Source organism: Rhizobium sp. BK377 (assembly GCF_014193935.1).
Taxonomy (GTDB): domain Bacteria; phylum Pseudomonadota; class Alphaproteobacteria; order Rhizobiales; family Rhizobiaceae; genus Rhizobium.
The window spans coordinates 1,260,509-1,279,440 of record NZ_JACIAC010000001.1 but is presented as its reverse complement, the minus strand read 5'-3'; the positions used below and the strand labels follow the sequence as shown (position 1 = coordinate 1,279,440).

14 protein-coding genes and 1 tRNA gene are annotated in these 18,932 nt (G+C 59.5%); 9 read left to right on the top strand and 6 right to left on the bottom strand.

What is annotated here, in order from left to right:
* Positions 1-17: 17 nt before the first annotated feature.
* A complete protein-coding gene (locus FHT92_RS29820) occupies positions 18-1,061 on the bottom strand; it encodes a class I SAM-dependent methyltransferase (protein ID WP_183823247.1) in 1,044 nt (347 codons plus the stop codon).
* A gap of 257 nt (positions 1,062-1,318) precedes the next feature.
* On the opposite strand from FHT92_RS29820, the gene FHT92_RS06325 reads away from it, so the two are divergent.
* The 4 genes from FHT92_RS06325 to FHT92_RS06310 all read left to right on the top strand — a co-directional run bounded on the left by FHT92_RS06325 (position 1,319) and on the right by FHT92_RS06310 (position 7,461).
* The gene (locus FHT92_RS06325) at positions 1,319-3,325 is read left to right on the top strand and encodes a putative bifunctional diguanylate cyclase/phosphodiesterase (RefSeq protein WP_409527134.1); all 2,007 of its coding nucleotides are present in this window, start codon (positions 1,319-1,321) and stop codon (positions 3,323-3,325) included.
* A 173-nt stretch (positions 3,326-3,498) separates the two neighbouring features.
* Positions 3,499-3,732, top strand: coding sequence for a helix-turn-helix transcriptional regulator (locus FHT92_RS06320; RefSeq protein ID WP_183823246.1), 234 nt, complete (start codon positions 3,499-3,501; stop codon positions 3,730-3,732).
* Between the two features lie 30 nt (positions 3,733-3,762).
* Complete coding sequence (locus tag FHT92_RS06315; RefSeq protein ID WP_183823244.1) at positions 3,763-6,210, top strand: VapE domain-containing protein; 2,448 nt, start codon at positions 3,763-3,765, stop codon at positions 6,208-6,210.
* A 537-nt stretch (positions 6,211-6,747) separates the two neighbouring features.
* The gene (locus FHT92_RS06310; protein ID WP_183823242.1) at positions 6,748-7,461 is read left to right on the top strand and encodes a hypothetical protein; all 714 of its coding nucleotides are present in this window, start codon (positions 6,748-6,750) and stop codon (positions 7,459-7,461) included.
* 1,038 nt (positions 7,462-8,499) lie between these two features.
* Here the strand turns inward: FHT92_RS06310 and FHT92_RS06305 are convergent.
* The 4 genes from FHT92_RS06305 to FHT92_RS06290 all read right to left on the bottom strand — a co-directional run bounded on the left by FHT92_RS06305 (position 8,500) and on the right by FHT92_RS06290 (position 10,715).
* Positions 8,500-9,045: a hypothetical protein gene (locus tag FHT92_RS06305; RefSeq protein WP_183823240.1), complete on the bottom strand. Its 546-nt coding sequence runs from the start codon at positions 9,043-9,045 to the stop codon at positions 8,500-8,502.
* A complete protein-coding gene (locus tag FHT92_RS06300) occupies positions 9,042-9,410 on the bottom strand; it encodes a hypothetical protein (RefSeq protein WP_183823238.1) in 369 nt (122 codons plus the stop codon). Before FHT92_RS06300 ends, FHT92_RS06305 begins: the two co-directional genes overlap by 4 nt.
* A gap of 143 nt (positions 9,411-9,553) precedes the next feature.
* Positions 9,554-9,629: transfer RNA gene (locus tag FHT92_RS06295), tRNA-Thr, on the bottom strand.
* A 126-nt stretch (positions 9,630-9,755) separates the two neighbouring features.
* Complete coding sequence (locus FHT92_RS06290) at positions 9,756-10,715, bottom strand: nitronate monooxygenase family protein (protein ID WP_183823236.1); 960 nt, start codon at positions 10,713-10,715, stop codon at positions 9,756-9,758.
* Between the two features lie 397 nt (positions 10,716-11,112).
* Here FHT92_RS06290 and FHT92_RS06285 point away from each other — a divergent pair, with 397 nt between their 5' ends.
* Positions 11,113-12,357: a hypothetical protein gene (locus tag FHT92_RS06285; RefSeq protein ID WP_183823234.1), complete on the top strand. Its 1,245-nt coding sequence runs from the start codon at positions 11,113-11,115 to the stop codon at positions 12,355-12,357.
* Between the two features lie 22 nt (positions 12,358-12,379).
* On the opposite strand, the gene ppk2 is transcribed toward FHT92_RS06285, so the two are convergent.
* Positions 12,380-13,261: a polyphosphate kinase 2 gene (ppk2, locus tag FHT92_RS06280; RefSeq protein WP_183823232.1), complete on the bottom strand. Its 882-nt coding sequence runs from the start codon at positions 13,259-13,261 to the stop codon at positions 12,380-12,382.
* Between the two features lie 246 nt (positions 13,262-13,507).
* On the opposite strand from ppk2, the gene phoR reads away from it, so the two are divergent.
* The 4 genes from phoR (at position 13,508) to pstA (ending at position 18,928) form a co-directional block, all read left to right on the top strand.
* Entirely contained in the window at positions 13,508-14,731 is a 1,224-nt protein-coding gene (gene phoR, locus FHT92_RS06275) for a phosphate regulon sensor histidine kinase PhoR (RefSeq protein WP_183823840.1), read from the top strand.
* Between the two features lie 198 nt (positions 14,732-14,929).
* Entirely contained in the window at positions 14,930-15,964 is a 1,035-nt protein-coding gene (locus FHT92_RS06270) for a substrate-binding domain-containing protein (protein WP_183746432.1), read from the top strand.
* A gap of 163 nt (positions 15,965-16,127) precedes the next feature.
* Entirely contained in the window at positions 16,128-17,609 is a 1,482-nt protein-coding gene (gene pstC / locus FHT92_RS06265) for a phosphate ABC transporter permease subunit PstC (protein WP_183746435.1), read from the top strand.
* A complete protein-coding gene (gene pstA / locus FHT92_RS06260; protein WP_183823229.1) occupies positions 17,606-18,928 on the top strand; it encodes a phosphate ABC transporter permease PstA in 1,323 nt (440 codons plus the stop codon). Before pstC ends, pstA begins: the two co-directional genes overlap by 4 nt.
* Positions 18,929-18,932 lie beyond the last annotated feature (4 nt).

Below are 18,932 nucleotides of genomic sequence, written 5' to 3'. Positions count from 1 at the left end.
CCCGATCCGTCGAAGGGTTACGGCCGCTTTCTGATGGTGGCGTAAATGATGTTGCGGTTGGCACCGAACCAGACCGTCTTTTCGTCCGTGCCGTCAGGGGCACTGCTGTTGGCAATGCGCCACATGTCCGCCTCGGAACGCTGGAGGAGCTCCCAGTTCATGTAGGATTCCATGTATCCGTCATCGGCCATCTCGTCGGAGAAGTTGGCGAAGAGAAAGACGCCACCCGGCTTCAGCATGTCCATGCAGATCTGGGTGAGCCGGATCGCGACCTTATCGGTGAGGTAATCGTACAATCCCGCTGCATAGATCAGATCGAATGTGCCAATCTGATGCTTTCGCGCCAGCAGGCCGCGCACGGATCCATTGACAGGCTCGACGGCAGTTCCATGGAATTGGCTGGAGATCGTGCCAATGCTTTCGGGGTCCTGATCGAGAGCAACCCAACGTTTAAGGCGGCCTTCTGCAAGCGCTTTTGATGCCTCCGCTTCGCGAAGGTGGCCGGCGGCGACGGCCAGCACCTCGGTATCCGAACCCGTTCGCGCCGCGGTCTCGTCGACGAAGCGGGTCAGGATGTCGCGACGTTCCCTCACGGCGACCGGGCCGGGGGCGTTTATCGTGTATTCGAAGATATCAAGACCGAGAGGCGTGGATCTGGCCACTTCTTCGGCCACCGCCCGATGCCCATAAATAAAGTCTATGAGACTGGCATCCCCGGAATAGCCGCGAGGTTTTTCAAAGGACCAGCGAGTGAACGGGCACTGCTGCAGAATTTCTGCCGAAGGATGGGCCTGAATAATCGGGATGAGCCTCTGCCACACTGCAGCCCCGAATTTGTGACGGACGTCATGGAGCTGACCGATCAACCATCTGACTGCATCAGGCAGGTTTCTGCCCGCGGCAAGCCGCTGCATTGCAATGCTGATGACGACAGCAAACTCAGCCTCCGCAGTGCGCAGGAGATCTGGTTCATTATCCTGGTTGGGTGAAGGGAAGTTATTGCTGACGGACTGCGGTGTGATCAGGCTTTGGCCATCAAGAGCAAAAAGGGGCTGAGCCACGGAACCTCACTGGTTAATATAAACTTAATACATTGTATAAAATCACCAATACTCGCATAAAGGTCAAGCGTTAAGGTTGGCGGCGGCGGGGAAATGCACGTCTTAGCTTTAGAAAATATTAGTGAACCCAACAGATACTCCGCCCGCTTGGGGATCGTTCGAGCGTTATTGGTTGATGTGGAATTGGCGTAAGGCTATCCAGCGTCAGCTAGCAGTCTGCGGAGGGCAGCTGCTGCAAGAAGTTTGGTAGCAGGGGCATGATGCACGTGTTAGCCGAGACCGCAGCCGCTACCGTGCAGCCGACGCTGTCGCCAGAACAACTGCGCGGCCTGTACAAGCAGGAGAGCGAGAGCGGCCGAAAAAGCGCGACGCGCAAGGGCCTCTGGACTGCGGTCGCAGCTTACCTTGCATATTCCTTCACGGACTATCTTTTTATCGGCGACGTCGTCCAATACACGGTCGCCGGCCGGCTGGCGGTTGGCGTCAGTGCGCTATGCGTGCTGGAATTCCTGCTCTACCGCAAGGCAAAAGCCGATACGGTCGATATGGCCGCCGCACTGTCCGTGCTCGCAGCCTATCTTGTCTGGCTTCTCACCGCCCAGATGACCGCAGTCAGGGAGGCGTTCTCCTATTATATGGTGTTTGGCGCGATCTTCATGATGAGCGTCAACCTGTTCTTCAGTTTCCGGTTTCCGGTTGCTCTGGCCGCCTCCGCAACCAACGTGCTCATCTTCATCGGCGCCCTATTTCTGTTCGCGCCGATGTTGCTTCTTCACAAGCTCATCCTCGGCGCCTTCTGTATTTCCTGCTTTGTTTTCACCTCTTACGTGAACCTTCAGCTCAACAGGGAGCGCTACAAAGTCTTCCTCAACGCATTTGAAGCCAGTTTGCAGCAGGCTGCCGCCGACGAAAGGGGCAGGGCGCTCTTGCACCTCTCGAACACGGACTCGTTGACCGGCCTGGAAAATCGCCGGGCAATCGATCAACGCCTGCGTGATTGCTGGCAACGCTGGCAGGACGACAGGGTGCCTTTTGCCGTCCTGCTTATCGATGTCGATTATTTCAAGCGCTATAACGACTGCTACGGCCACCAGGAAGGTGACCGGTGCCTCGTCGCGGTCGCCCAACTTCTTCAAAGCGTGGCCGCATCCTGGGATTCGATGATCGGGCGATACGGCGGTGAGGAATTCATCGTCATCACACCAATGCCGAATTCGGAAAGGGCGACCGAACTCGCAGAAGCCATGTGTGCCGCTGTCAGGGACCTGGCCTGGCCACACGAGCACAGGCGGGACGGGACCGCGATCATCACCGTCAGCGTCGGCGTGTCGCGTACGCGTGACCAGACCAGGCAGGTCGACAAGATCATTCACGAAGCCGATCGCGCGCTTTACGCCGCCAAGGCTGCGGGCCGCAATACGCTCGTGGTCTTCGATCCCGATGATCCGGAGAGCAGCGATGACAGCGAGGACATTGCCGCGACCCTGAAGATCGCGCTCGAACACGGCCTTGTCTCCCTCGTCTATCAGCCGATCCGCAACGTTCAGACGGGCAAGACGGACGCCGTCGAAGCTCTGATGCGTTTGAACATGCTGGACGGAACGCCCGTACCGCCTGTCAAATTTATCCCGGTTGCGGAACGGACAGGGTCGATCATCCAACTTGGCCGCTGGGCAATCCGCACTGTCTGCCGAGACTTGCTGGCAGCCGACATGGTCCAGGTTGCCAGTGTCAACGTTTCGCCGATCGAACTGAAGATGCCGGGTTTTGCCACCTATGTGGCGGCAACACTGGCAGAATTCGGGGTGGCGGGCGCGAGGCTCGCGTTCGAGATCACCGAAGGCGTGGAGCTGGAAATCGACCAGGATGTGGTTCGCTGCATCAGCGACCTCAGAAAGCTCGGCGCTCAAGTCTGGCTCGACGATTTCGGCACGGGCTTTGCGGGCCTCTCGTGGCTTCGCCTCATAGAATTCGACACCGTCAAGATCGACCGGTCCTTCCTCCATGACTGCAACACCGAGAGAGGCAAGAGGATGTTGCTCGACATCATCAGCCTGTTGCGCAATCGCGGCGTGAAGATCCTCATCGAAGGTGTGGAGACGATCGAGCAGCAGCGGCTGATGCAGCAGTACGGAATCAATCAGATCCAGGGATATTTCATTGCCCGGCCCGCGCCGGCAGCCCAGCTTGAAGCTGATAACGTCTTGCCGTTCAGCAGGGTCAGGAACCACGATTCAAAACGTCTGTTTGGGAATGGCGCATAGGTTCGCGCGCCTGCGGCCCGCATCGCCTTTGCCGGTGACGTGCCGCATCGATCTGCAGCGGCAGGCAACACAGCTCGCGTTACCGGCGTGTATCGTGTTGAACTGCATCGCATGAATTAGAAACAACCATCGTCGCGCATTCTGCCTCTGATCGGAAGTTCAGAGGAACGAGCATGACCGGCAAGCCAATCTCCTACACACTTTTAAGCACGAGCGACGTTCAGAAGATCGCTCCGGTTTCCAACGTGACGCTCTGGCGCTGGGTGCGGAACGGCAAGTTTCCTGCGCCGATAAGGGTCGCGAAAAACAATTTCTGGAGGTCCGACGAAGTCGGCGCCTGGATGGATGAAATGTCCTTGAGGCGCGCCGCGCCGGATCGCAAAGCCCCTTCGCAGGCACGCAAATAGCGCCGGCCCTCCAGTTTCATCGGAAAATCCATGGATAGAATCTCGCAATACGCGCCATCGCCGGCAGCGGGCGTCTCAGGCTATGTCGGACGGCTGCGCCGCGACGTGTCCCTGTCTTCGACAGCAGCGCAATACGGCTGCAGGCTCATCCGCAGCGGGCAGGAGTTTTCCGCCTGCTGCCCCTTCCACGCCGAAGACACCCCGTCATTCACGATCTTCGCCGGCCAGGATGGGGTCGAGCGTTTCCATTGCTTCGGCTGCGGCAGGAAAGGCGATGTTCTCGATTTCGTGCAGCAGGTCAGAGGCGTCGATCTTCAGGGAGCGATCCGCATTCTCGGCGGCCGCGACATCAGGCCGAACGTCCCTCCGGCGCACAACCTCTATGAGGGGATCGTGCCCGTTCCGCCGCCGGCCGGTTTGCTTAAGGCCGGCGCCCGCATCCGGCTCTACAACCCGAAGCGCAGGGGCGAACGATCCGAGTGGGGCCTGTTTACGCCGTCGATGGTGTTTCCCTATCGCAATGCCGACGGCTCCCTCTTCGGCTATGTCCTGCGCCGGGACCTGCCCGACGGGGCTAAGGAAACGCCGATGGTCATGTTCGTTCGCCTGGCGGACGGGACGCAAACCTGGTCGCGTTTCCCGTTCCCCAAGCCGCGGCCGCTCTACGGCCTGGAAACGATCGGCGACCGGAGCCAAGTGGTGATTGTCGAGGGCGAGAAATGCCGCGACCGGCTCGGCCAGGCGAGCGGCCGAACCATCGTCTCCTGGCCGGGCGGAACCCAAGGCGCAAAGCACACGGACTGGTCGCCGCTCTCGGGTCGGCACGTGCTGATCTGGCCGGATTTCGACGGCCCGGGCCTGACGGCTGCCGATGATATCGCCGCCCGCCTGACCGCGGTCGGCGCGCGTGTCCAATGCGTCGGCTTCACGGATGCGGCGCACGCATCCGATATCGAGCGCTACGGTTTCGCAGACTGGCAGTCAGGCCTTTTTCCACGCCGCGGCTGGGACAGCGCCGATGCCGTCGATGCCGGATGGACGCAAGGCCAGCTCGACGCCTTCATGAGCGCCACGCTTTACGACTGGAGGCCGGAGCCCGCTGCCGAGAAGGAAGAGGGACGCGTCGTGCCGTTCAATCGGGCAGTTTCCATGCAGATCTCCGAACCGGTCCCGGATGCGTTCGAAGGCCCAGATGCCTTCGTCCAGGAAGATGAGCCGGCGTGGGCGATCACGCCTGCCGGGGATGCGCCCCGGCATTCCGGGCGCCTGATGGGCATCGCGCGCTTCGATATCGAACTCGAACAATGGCTGGTCGATCGCCAATGGCTCATCAAGCTCAACCTGCTTTCGGGCGAGCTGGAGATTCATCGCAACAGCGGCATCGTTGCCATGAGCGACGCGCGGCTGGCGGAAATTCGCTTCGAACTCGCCCGCGCGCAGGGCAGGGAGCCGTCCAAGGACAACATTTTCGATGCCCTGGTGCTGATCGGCGAGCGGCGAGCCTATCATCCGGTGCACGACTATCTCGCCCGTCTTCAATGGGATCGAAAGCCGCGCATCGACACCTGGCTCGTCGATTATTTCGGCGCCGAGGACACGCCGCTCAACCGCGCCTTCGGCCGCAAGATCCTCTGCGCCGCCGTTCGCCGCGTCAGAAATCCGGGCTGTAAATTCGATTCCATGCTCGTCGTCGAAGGCCCCCAGGGCATCGGCAAGTCCTCGGCGATCCTCGCGCTCTGCCATGACGGCGACTGGTTCACCGACCAGCTCGAAATCGGCGCCGATGCCAAGGTGACCATCGAAAAAACCGCCGGCCACTGGATCCTGGAAATGCCCGAACTCGACGGCCTGAGCCGCCGCGACACCAACCGCGTCAAATCCTTCATCCCCGCGCGGAAAGATATCGCCAGGCTCTCCTATGGCCGCTTTGCGACCAAACGCCAACGGCAATTCATCCTCTTCGGCACCACCAACGAAAGCCGCTACCTGACCGACACCACCGGCAACCGCCGCTTCTGGATCGTCCGGGCCACGGCTGCCGATCCCGATGGCATTGCGGCGGCGCGAGACCAGCTATGGGCGGAGGCTGCGGAGAGGGAGGCGGGTGAGAACCTGTGGCTCGATGACCCGGCATTGCGGAATGCGGCGGCTGGTGTTGCCCATGAATCGTCGGATTTTGGGCCGTGGGCCGAATTGCTCGGCGAGCGTATTCCGGAAGGTCCGCTGAAGATCAAGGCGACGGATGTTTGGAAGCTGGTCGGCTTCGATGGATCGGAAACCATCAACAAACTGACGAAGGCTCATCACGCCCATATGCGCGCAGCGATGACCGGCCTTGGGTTCGAGAAGAGGGACAAGGGCGTCCGCTTCCACGACGGCGAGAGAAAGACGGCCTATGTTCGCGGCGATCCGGACGACGCCCGGGAATGGAGCCCTCACAGTCACGCGCCGGCATATGGTGACGACGACCCTTTCTGACGCGCACCGACCCTGTCAACCCGGCCAACGAGCCGGGTTTTTTGTTCCCTGGGAATGGCGAACCTCCGCCAGGCAACCTCCGCCAGGCATGGAACCTCCGCCGGTAACGATAGGTTTTGGCGGAGGTTCATAGCGGTGGCGGAGGTTATGGAGGAGGTAACCTCCGCCGGATCAAACTATTGATTCTAAATCGTTATCGTCTACTGGAGGAGGTGGCGGAGGTTGTTTGCTGAAAGGTGCCGCAAGCGGGTTTTGCCGGCCTGTAGAGGGCGAAATACAGGGTGCTGACGGCTAGTCTTGGAAAATGCGTTTTAACCTCCGCCACCTCCGCCGGGGGTCTAGGGCTGCGCCAAGTTCATCCTGTGCCCGCAAACGTCGCATTCAGGATTTAGCACGCGGAATAAGCGTTTTGTTAACGCGTAAAATTCAAAGTTGTGACAACTGATGTCTCGTATTTAGGTTGCTCAGGCATGATGCCCCAAGCTCTTCCGTGCCGCGAATTCCGATGGAGGAAATTCCGGTACCAGAGGAACGAAAATGACCGCTATCTCTTCAGCGAACAATGCGGCACTGCTCATCCTGCAGCAGACGAACGCATCGTTGCTTCCCAACAAACAGCAAGCCGGGAAATCGGCTGCCGACACTATCGCAGCCATCGCTAACGGCATTTCCAGTCAAACGAGCGCCGTAAAGACCCAGGCCTCATCGACAATCAACAGCGCGCTGCTCGACGTCAAAGAGAGCAACGACGGGATTGTCTCGAGCGCACTCGATTTCCTGGATTCGGACAACTTCAAAACCAGCGATGCCGGTGTTACCGACGTCATCAAGAAGCTGATCAATGACGATGGGGACAAATTCGCCTCGCTCGTGAAAGCCGAAAAGGCAAAGAATCCCGGCATCAGTGATGACAATGCGATGGCCAACGCCATTCAGCGCCTGATCCGGGACAACAGATCCAAGTTCGGTGACGGCGAATTCGTGATCGGCTTCAAGCTTGGAAGCGGTGGCGGGATCATCTCGAACATCGAAGACAAGAATGGAAACAGCACCAGCAAGACCCTTGCGGCGGGATTGAAGACGGCCCAGTCCTCACTGATCGAGGCGGGGATGATTATCAGCAGGTCGGATGGAAGCAATACGGATGAGTTGAAAACGGCATCCGCAATGCTGACCAACAGCAATTTTGGCAAAGCCTCGAACGACTTGGCGGCTTGGAATGAAAAGTGGCGGGATGCGTTTGGCTTTTAACGCCGATAATCATTCAGATACCAACGTGGGCGCCCAGATCAAACATTGATCTGGGCCGTTTCGTTCAAGGCCGTCTATGGCTGGCAGATCGCTTTAATTTTCGTCGGACATGCGAGTGAAACGCACTTCAACGGCGTCTGACTGACAACCCAGATGAAAATTTCACAACAACTGTGAATCACGATCGTGTAGCTTGATCGCAAACGTGCAAAACGGGATGCCTAAGAAAAACGGTCGCGAATACTAAAAGGTTTGCCTGCATAGGGCTAGCGTTCACGTCGAATTTCTGTGGGGAAATGGGCGCGTTGCGCGCGCTTTTTTGTGTAGCGATGCCGGAATGTCAGCCATGTCTTATTTCCGTCTAGGAAGACCTTGATCTTTAGCTACATCAGCGCGCATCATTGTGTCAGAAATCGACCGTCACCTTTTGGTAACTAGAACGAGGCGGACTATTCAATACCTCATCCAGAGAGTAGAATCTGGACATTAGGAATTGCACTCCTGGAATCAGGATTGCTCAAGTGCTTCGATCGGCTCTGTGGTGGAGACCGGCGAAGGCGAAGTAAACCGGCCAATATCGGCCACAACATAAGGACTAATTCTAAATATGAGCAATGAGACGATTTTGCTTATGATGACCATCCCGATTGCCGCCATGGCGATCATCGAGATTATTGATCGATTCCGCCATTAGTCGGACATCGGGAAGGAAACTAATCTAAATCCAAAAAACCCGGTAGGGTGGTGGCCTACCGGGTTTTTTTATTTAAGGACCAATTCTAAAATTGAGCCTCTGAGACGCCCTTAATATCGATCAGAATGGCAGAAGCGTCAAATTAATTCGCTTGAACACGCACGGGTATATGTGGGTTAAAGTGATTGTGTTCGATATAAAGCTTATTGCACATGCATTGTACGCGCATCGAAATCATTTAGAAACGCTCGAATTGTCGCTAAGTGATTTAGAACGCTAAACGGCGTCAATTTTAAATCAATGCAGATCCTCAACCATCTTACGCGCGTCGTCGGTACGCCTTGTCAGCGTTGCTTCTCGTCGGCGAAGCTGAGACGAATCTTGTTGCGCTCTGTGATCCATTCGGCCGGCGTCCGAACCCGTCGCTGATCCATTTTCAGATACGGAAGTACCAAATCGGTCCACCGCGCCATGATCTGACTAATTTCGTCTTCGACTTCTGACGCACGTTCAAGGAGGCCATCTCGCTCTTCGTCGCCAACATTTCTTGACTCGCTTCTCCTATTTAGCCTGCGATGTTCGAAGATATTGCGGGAGATTTGATCAATCGTCCCAGCGATCTCGTCGCCGAATAGGAAGCGTGCTTCGGTGTGGGCCTTCTTTAACACCGACAGAGCTTTGCTTCCGTTCATGTCTTCAACGACATTAATGTAACCGAGAGTCGCATCGATCGTCGCTTCATAAATCCTCACTCTTCGATCGAAGAGATCGAGCATTACCTTTTGATGAGCGGTCCTCCAATTCATGAAAGCCACCACACCAACAGCGATCGCGATCGCTGGCGTCAACAAGGCCTGAAGCACTTGTATCCAGGCCGGCACCGCGTTCACTGTTGCGCTCTTCGATTAAAGGAGGAGACAACATCATTGTACTCCGAGACCGCTTCCTTCGATTCACTCTCCAGGCAGGCTAGATAATTCCGCACCTCCGACTTGAAGTGTTCGATCTCTCGCCGGCAGCTGTCGAAATCATAGCTATCCGTGAACGCATAATAGCTCGTCGCGCAATTTGGCTTTTCAGGCCTTTCCAGCTGTCGATCCTGCAGCATCGGGCGAAAGTCGGCACACTGAAAATCAAAAGCGCCGGCCGCGCTGGCCGCGGAAAAAACAAGCGCGACTGCACCAATTAGTTTAATTGTCATTTTCGGAGCCCCCACTTCAGCGGGAAGATGGCAGCTTTTTCTTGATTCCGTCAACCAGGACGTTTCTTGTCCAGCAGCCTTGCATCATGGCTTCGTCTGACATCCATTAGAAAGCATCGTTTTGCTCATAATGTTGCTCCGGTCCGCAACCGGTCACAATCGGGGCATCATTATTCAGCTAAGTCTTTAAAGAAAAATGGTGCCGCTTACGTGACTCGAACACGTGACCCCATCATTACGAATGATGTGCTCTACCGACTGAGCTAAAGCGGCAATCCGGCGGGAGAAGCGTGTCGCCCGCGATTTGCATGGGGCTGATACAGGCATTGTCTGAAGATTTCAAGCACCCTCTTATGCCCCGTAGCAAAAAAGCTGAAGCCTGTGGAAAGGCCTTGCAGGTCACAGCGCCAGCCGGGTACGGGCGGCCCGATATTCCGCTTCCAGCCGGTCGACCAGCTTTGCGACCGGCTCCACGGCCTTGATCGCGCCGATGCCCTGGCCGCTGCCCCAGATGTCCTTCCAGGCCTTTGCGCCGCCGGTCGCCTGTTCGAAATCCATCTTCGAGGGGTCGGCCTCAGGCAAGTCGTCCGGGTCGAGGCCGGCTGCGCGGATGGAGGGTTTCAGGTAGTTGCCGTGCACGCCGGTGAAATAGTTCGAGTAGACGATATCGGCGGCGGCACCTTCGACGATCGCCTGCTTGTAGGCATCGGCGGCGCGCGCCTCCTCGGTCGCGATGAAGGGGGTGCCGATATAGGCCATGTCGGCGCCCATTGCCTCTGCCGCCAGAATGGCGCCGCCGGTCGCAATCGAGCCGGCAAGCAGCAGCGGGCCGTCGAACCAGGAGCGGATCTCCTGCACCAGTGCGAAGGGAGAAAGCGTGCCCGCATGGCCGCCCGCACCCGCCGCAACCGCAATCAGCCCGTCCGCCCCCTTGCGGATCGCCGAATTGGCGTGGCGGTTGTTGATGATGTCGTGCAGCACGATGCCGCCATAGGAATGCACCGCTGCATTCACCTCCGGCACGGCGCCGAGCGAGGAAATGACGATTGGCACCTTGTATTTCACGCAGAGCATCAGATCATGCTCCAGCCGCTTGTTCGACATATGGACAATCTGGTTGACGGCGAAGGGGGCGGCCGGCCGGTCGGGATGCCTGGCATTGTGGGCGGCGAGATCTTCGGTGATCATCGCCAGCCACTCGTCGAGCTGGCTTTCCGGCCGCGCGTTCAAGGCCGGAAAGGCGCCGATCACGCCGGCCTTGCATTGCGCCAGCGTCAGCGCCGGATGGGAGATGATGAAGAGCGGCGAGCCGATGACCGGCAGTCTCAGATTATCCTTGAGTATCGCGGGCAGGGCCATGCTTTCACCAGTTTTGACGTTTACGAAAACGTCAATTGATTAGCAGAGCCGTCGCCTGAGGAAAAGAGTGAGCTTGAGGAAAACAGCGAGACGGAGAGCCGCGCTCTTTCCATGATCCTGTCCATTTCCGGATTATCTAATGAAGCTTGACGGCGCCGCGCGGCATCGCTTATCCCCCGCCGATCCGCTCCCGAAAGGCCGCAAGGCTTGCGGTTTGCCGCGCTTGCCGTTACCGAATCTTGACAGGCGTTCAATCTCTAAAGCATGTCGCGCAAAAGTGTGCAGCGGTTTTGCGGTAACGACATGCGAAAAGAAGAGCCTAAAGCGTGGCACGCGATCTGAAAGATCGCGACGCGCTTTAGGGGTCGATGCCGGCACGAAACGCGAAGGACCTGACGTGAGCGGACTAGAAACGGCCATCAGAACTGCGCTCGATAATTCCGACCGCGACAATCCGGAAGTTCGCGCCCGCATCTATCAGTCCGCGCGCCAGGCACTGGAAGCCGGCCTGCGCAAGCAGGATATCACTGATGCCGATGTGGTCGCCCATCACCGCCATCGCCTCGAAACCACGATCCACACCATCGAGAGCGAAGAGCGCGCCCGCCTTCACCCGCGCCAGGGGCCTCCGGAAGTTCCCGTCCCGCCTGTCGTGGAGATGCCCGAGCCCGCGCATCACGGAGCGGAGCCCTCTTATCCTGAGCAAGAGCCCATTCATCGCGAGGGCATTCATCGCGAGGGTGGGGATGACCACCTGTCTGTTACAGGCGAAACGCGCGGCTATGAGCCCGCCTCCCGGCGCACGGACGATGCGAGCCTGGACGATATCAGGGCCAGCAGCGCCGACCAGCTGGGGGCTGCGTCAGATGGAGAGATGCGTGGCGAAGTGCGCGGGGCGCCGGAAAAGCGCGGCGGCATGGATTTTCGCCCGGAGCGGGCCGCTGTGCGCCGCAAGCCGCGCAAGTTCTTCTCGCGCCTGCTCGTCTGGTGCGTGGTTCTCGCCTTCATCGGCACGGGTGCCTGGTGGGTCTATAGTTCCGGCCTGCTGATGACGGCGGCCGAGCGCGACACCAGCGTCGCCAATCCGCCCGCGAGCACCCAGCCGGAAGATTTCAACGGCGAGGATAGCGCCGGGAACGGCACGCCCGCCAATGGCGACCAGCCGGTGACGATCGACCCGCAAAACAGCTTCTCTTCAGACTGGATCGAGATCTTCAAGCCTTCCGATGCCGACAAGATCCAGGCCGGCCCACGTGCCCGCACGGAAAATGTCACGGAAACCGAAGGCCCCGCCGTCCGCCTGACGTCGCAGAGCGGCAATACGGATGGCAATGTCTCCGTCAGCATTCCGGCCAACGTCCTGCAGCAGCTCGCCGGCAAGTCCTCCACCATCGCGCTGACCCTGCAGTCCACCACGGACGAGCCCACTCAGATCACCGTCGAGTGCGATTTCCAGTCGCTCGGCAATTGCGCCCGCCATCGTTTCAGCGTCACGCGTGAAAAATCGGACGCGCTGCTGCAGGTGCGCTTCGACCGCTCGCTCGCGCCGAATTCTCCCGGCAAGCTGATGATCAACAGCGATGTCGACGGCAAGGCCCGCGGCATCAATCTCTTCGCGGTGCGCATCCTGCCGGGCCAGTAAGCGCCCGGCTATCCCAACACGGTTATTTCAGGAAGCCGGGACCGGAGCCGATGATCTTGTCGTCGCGGGCGCCGATCGCGTCCTTGTCCTTGCCGTCATAGTCGATGGTGTCAAGCATGTGGCGGATGAGGTTGAGCCGCGCCCGGCGTTTGTCGTTGGCGCGGATCACCGTCCAGGGCGCAAATTCCGTGTGGGTTTCCTTCAGCATGCGGTCGCGCTTCTCGCTGTAATCGTCCCATTTGGTCAAGGCGGCGATGTCCATGGAGGAGAGCTTCCAGACGGCGAGCGGATCGTGCCGCCGGTCGTGGAACCGCTTGATCTGCATTTCCCGGCCGATATCGAGATAGAATTTGAAGAAGAAGATGCCTTCGTGAGCGATGATCTTTTCGAGCTGCGGCGCCTGGTGCAGGAAATCCTCATATTGCTTCGGCGTGCAGAAGCCCATGACCGGCTCGACGCCTGCGCGGTTGTACCAGGAGCGGTCGAACAGCACGAACTCGCCCGATGTCGGAAACTGCGCGATATACCGCTGGAAGTACCATTGGCCCTGTTCCCGCTCGGTGGGCTTGGCGAGCGCCACCACGCGGGCAAGGCGCGGGTTCATATGGGCCGAAGACGCCTGGATCGCGCCGCCCTTGCCGGCCGCATCGCGCCCTTCGAAGAGCGCCATCACCCGTTTGCCCGTCGCCTGCAGCCAGAACTGCACTTTTACGAGCTCGACCTGCAGCTTCGTAAGCTCTTCGGCGTATTCGTCTTCCTTGAGTTTCTTCTTGTAGGGATAGTCGCCGGATTCCAGGGCATGGTCGTCCACCCAATCGGGCAGCACGGGATCGTCGATGTCGAAGACGCGCCTCTTGCCCCTGACCTCCAGCTCCACGGCTCTGCTTTCGACGTCCTCGGCCATCGTCTCCCCCTGCGCTTGGATAATGTCGTTTTCAGCAGGCGAACATATTTATCATTGAAAATCAAATCCTCTGCGGAAGCAAAGCGCAATTCGGTGTCGGGCGCGCCAGCTTTTCGCGGAAGTTTCCGAAACGGAAAACTTCTGTCATGAAACGCGGCTATCAGGCAGAGTTTAAATATGAAGAAAAACGAATCGATGCCATGAGAGGGCACTTTGGAAGACGAGATGCCGTGGACGAAAAGCCTGCTGGCGCGCATCCGGCGCGAGCGCCCGGTCTTGCTGGCGACGCTCTTGAGCGCGCTGGTGGCGCTTGCCGCGGGCATGAACAAGTGGATCGTGCTCGCCCTGCTGCTCGTCATGATCGTGACCTCTCTCTTCAACGAAGCGCCGGTCATCGCACCTGATGTCGTCGAGCCGGCCGAACCCGAGCCGGAAGTGCTGCCGAGCCGCCTGCCGGAAGTTTCCGCCACGCTCGCCGGCCTCGATATCCCGGCCATGGTGCTCTCGGAAGATGCCTCGGTGCTGTTTCAGAACCGTGCTGCCGAAAAGGCTTTCGGCGAGGTGGCGCTCGGCTCCCATATATCGGCGAGGCTGCGTTCGCCCGGCGTGCTCGACATGGTGCGCGAAACCATCGCCACTAACGCCCCGAACCAGATCGAGCATTCCGAGCGCCTGCCTTCGGAGCGCGTCTACATCGTTCGCAGCGCCCCCGTCGAATTCAAGGACGACGACGGCCGCGACGAGCGCTATTACATCCTCTCCTTCCGGGATATTTCCGAGGTGCGCCGCATCGATCGCATGCGCTCGGATTTCGTCGCCAATGCCAGCCATGAGTTGCGCACGCCGCTCGCCTCGCTGCGCGGCTTCATCGAAACGATTCAAGGCCCGGCCAAGAACGACCCGAAGGCGCAGGCCCGCTTCCTCGCCATCATGCTCGATCAGGCGACGCGCATGAGCAGGCTCGTCGACGACCTCCTGTCGCTCTCCAGGCTCGAGCTGAAATCGCATATCGCCCCTGACGAGAAGGTGGATCTGGTGCCGCTTCTCGGCCATGTGAGAGATTCGCTTCTGCCGCTCGCGCGCGATGTCGGCGTTTCGATCAACCTGCATCTGCCCGATGGCAAGGTCGAGGTGCTGGGCGATCGCGACGAGCTCGTGCAGGTCTTCGAGAATCTGATGGAAAATGCCTGCAAATACGGCCAGGAAGGCAAGACCGTCGATGTCTGGCTGAAGAACGGGCCGGATCAGCCGGTAGAGGTCAGCGTCGTCGACAACGGCCCCGGCATTCCCGCCGAACACGTGCCGCGCCTGACGGAGCGCTTCTACCGCGTCAGCATCGAGGACAGCCGGTCCAAGAAGGGCACCGGCCTCGGGCTTGCCATCGTCAAGCATATCCTGACGCGCCATCGCGCAAGGCTGATCGTCAAATCCGAGGTTGGCAAGGGCACGGACTTTACCGTGCGTTTCTGACGCCATATGTTACGCCTAATTTAGGCAGTTAAATTTTTTCTTTTAAAATCAATGTCTTGACTTGTCATAAATGTTTCATCGATCTGACATAAAAGGACGGTGCTTAAGGCGCTAAGAGAGTCCTGCCGATGAAAAAAGGCATGCGAGGGCCTCTTCGAGGCCGCACTCACACAAGCCCAAATGCCCGGGAGATTTCTAATGAACACCTTTAAACTCACTGTTGCCGCGCTCGCTGCAACCGCCGCTTTCGCTGGCGTTGCCGTCGCCCGCGACCAGATCCAGGTTGCCGGTTCGTCCACCGTCCTGCCCTACGCCAAGATCGTCGCCGAGTCCTTCGGCGAGACCTTCAGCAACTTCAAGACGCCGGTCGTCGAATCCGGCGGCACGGGCGCTGGCCTGAAGGAATTCTGCAAGGGCGTCGGTGAAGACACGATCGACGTTGCCAACGCTTCGCGCCCGATCAACAAGAGCGAGCTGGAAGCCTGCAAGGCTGCCGGCGTAACCGACATCCAGGAAGTCAAGATCGGTTATGACGGCATCGTCTTCGCAACCGACTCTTCCAACCCTGACGTCGCCTACGTTCCGGCCGACATCTACAAGGCCCTCGCTGCCCAGGTCGTCGTTGACGGCAAGCTCGTCGCCAACCCCTACAAGAAGTGGTCTGAAGTCAACCCGAAGCTTCCGGCCGTTGATATCGCCGCCTACATCCCGGGCGAAAAGCACGGCACGCGTGAAGTCTTCGAACAGAACGTTCTCGCCGCCGGCTGCAAGGCCTCCGGCGCTCTTGACGTCATCGCCAAGGAAATCACCGACAAGGCTGCCCAGACCAAGGCCTGCGTCGCAGTCCGCAAGGACGGCGCTGCTGTCGACATCGACGGCGACTATCCGGAAACGCTTGCACGTATCGCTGCCAACAAGACCGGCGTTGGCGTCTTCGGTCTCTCCTTCTACGAAAACAACGCCGACAAGCTCAAGGTCGCGACCATGAGCGGCATCGTTCCGTCGACGGAAACGATCGCTAACGGCACCTACCCGGTTTCCCGCCCGCTGTTCTTCTACGTCAAGAAGGCACATCTCGGCGCCGTTCCGGGCCTGAAGGAATATGTCAACTTCTTCGTATCCGACCAGATGATCGGCCCTGACGGCCCGCTCGCTGAATACGGCCTCGTTGCCGCTCCGGATGCAGAGCGCGACGCGATCCGCAAGGACGTAGAGGCTGGCAAGACCATGTAATGACTTTGCCGGCGCAGCGCTTTCGGGCGCCGCGCCGGCATCGCCTTATCCGCCCGGTGCAGTTGGCGTCGGGCGGATCATTCTTCTCCATGATATCGAAGCCGACGGCACGCTCCTGGAGATGCCGGGCTTTTTGGGGGCTGTGGGCCTGGGGACGTAACGAATGAGCACATCCATCATACTCTTGTGCCTGCTGGTGATCGGCGCCGTTGCCTATTTGGCCGCGCGCAGCCGTGCCGCAGCGCTTTCCGGAGGCAGGTCCGCTGCCATGCATTCGCGGTCGGCCTATTACGGCTCCTATGCCGCGATCTGGGCTGTCCTGCCGTCTTTGATCGTTCTGTTTGTCTGGCTGGCCGTCAGCCCCGGCATCGTCTCCTCTTCCGTTCGCGGCACCTTTCCTGCCGACGTGAAGGCGCAACCGGCCGTCCAGCAGGATCTCGCCTACAGCATGGTCGCCACCGTTGCGCGCGGCATGAACATGCTGACGTCGAGCGAGCTTTCGTCCCTTTCCAGCGATCCCGCCGCCCTGCAGGCAAAGCTCAGCGAAAAGGGCGTACCGCTTGCCGGCGAACCGCAGCCTTACATGATCGATGCCGCAAAGACGCTCAACTCCGAGAGCATGACGAGCCGCGTCATCATGACGGCGGTCGTCCTGCTTATCTCCGTTGCGGGCGCCTTCTACGCGCTTCGCTCGGTTGCCCCGCGTTTCCGCGCCCGTAACCGCGTCGAGCGGGTCATGCTCTGGGCGCTTCTCGTCGCCTCCTCCATCGCCATTCTGACGACGATCGGCATCGTGCTTTCCATGCTGACGGAAGCGGCTCGCTTCTTTTCGGTCGTCCCCTTCACCGACTTCTTCTTCGGCACCGTCTGGGATCCGCGCTTTGCCGGCGCCGGCAATTCGTCCTTCGGCCAGTTCGGCCTCATCCCGCTGCTGCTCGGCACGCTCTATATCGGCCTGGTCGCCATGCTGGTCGCCGTGCCGGTCGGCCTCTTTGCCGCTATCTACATGGCGGAGTACGCTTCCTCCAAGGTGCGCTCGGTTGCCAAGCCGCTTCTCGAAGTGCTCGCCGGCATTCCGACGATTGTCTACGGCTTCTTCGCCCTCGTCACAGTCGGTCCGTTCCTGCGCGATTTCTCGGCGCAGATCAGCGGTCTTCTGACCGGCAGCTATACGAACTTCATCCAGGCGCAGAGCGTCATCACGGCCGGTATCGTCATGGGCATCATGCTGATCCCTTACGTCTCCTCGCTTTCGGATGACATTATCACCGCCGTGCCGCGCGCGCTTCGCGATGGCTCCCTCGGCCTTGGCGCCACCCGTTCCGAGACCATCAAGAAGGTCGTCCTGCCGGCAGCACTTCCCGGCATCGTCGGCGCCTTGCTGATGACGGCTTCCCGCGCCATCGGCGAAACCATGATCGTGGTTCTGGCGGCCGGTGTCGCCGCCCGCATCCAGATCAATCCCTTCGAGCCGATGACGACCGTGACCGTCAAGATCGTCAACCAGCTGACCGGCGACCTCGAGTTCACCTCGCCGCAGACGCTGGTTGCCTTCGCGCTCGGCATCACGCTGTTCTTCATCACGCTTTGCCTCAATATCTACGCGCTCTACATCGTGCGCAAATACCGGGAGCAGTACGAATGACGAATATTGTTTCCCCCGTAGCCGGCGTCGCCGTTTCCAAGGCGCCTGCGCGCCGCGACATCGGCATCAAGCGCCGCTATGCCGCCGAGCGCCGCTTCCAGGCCTATGGTATCGCCGCTATCGCATTCGGCCTGATCTTTCTGTTCATCCTGCTGTGGACGGTGATCGGCAAAGGCTACACCGCGTTCCAGCAGACCGCGATCACGCTGCCGATCGAGTTTTCCGAAAAGACAATCGATCCCGACAACAAGCGTGCGACCGATCCTTCGGTTCTGGTCGCCGCCAACTATCCGGTTCTGTTGCGTGACGCGATCGTCAAGCAGCTCGGCGTCAACCCTTCGAGCCGTCCGGATGTGCGTGACGCGTCCGCGATGATTTCGAAGAGTGCGCCGATCCAGCTGCGCGACATGGTCGTGGCCGACCCCTCCATCATCGGCAAGACGGTCGATGTTACGGTACTTGCCGATGCCAATGTCGACAGCGCCAACAAAGGCCAGATCGATCTCTCGGTCGATGAGAAGAACCGCAAGGTCAATGACAAGCAGGTTACCTGGATGAACGAGCTGAAGGCGAGCGGCGCTCTTCACAAGCAGTTCAACACCGGCCTCTTCGTCAACGGCAATTCCAGCCGTCCGGAAGCTGCAGGCCTCGGCGTCGCCCTCATCGGCTCGCTCTATCTGATGCTGATCGTTCTCGTCCTTTCGTTGCCGATCGGCGTTGCCGCCTCGATCTACCTCGAGGAATTCGCGCCGAAGAACAAGTTGACGGACCTGATCGAGGTCAACATCAACAATCTCGCCGCCGTCCCGTCGATCGTCTACGGTCTGCTCGGCCTGTCGGTCTTCATCAACTTCGCCGGCCTGCCGCGTTCGGCATCGCTGGTCGGCGGCCTGGTGCTGACCCTGATGACGCTGCCGACGATCATCATCGCCACCCGCGCTGCTCTGCGCGCCGTGCCGCCGTCGATCCGCTCGGCAGCGCTGGGCCTCGGCGCTTCGAAGATGCAGATGGTGTTCCACCATGTGCTGCCGCTCGCCATGCCCGGCATCCTGACCGGCACGATCATCGGCCTTGCCCACGCACTCGGCGAAACCGCGCCGCTGCTCCTGATCGGCATGGTCGCCTTCGTCGCCCAGGCGCCGACCACGCCGCTCGATCCTTCCACCGCACTTCCGGTTCAGGTCTACATGTGGGCCAATGAAGCCGAGCGCGCGTTCGTGGAGAGAACCTCGGGTGCCATTATCGTCCTGCTCCTGTTCCTCATCGTCATGAATATCGGAGCCATCCTCTTGCGTCGTCGCTTTGAGCGCCGCTGGTAAACGG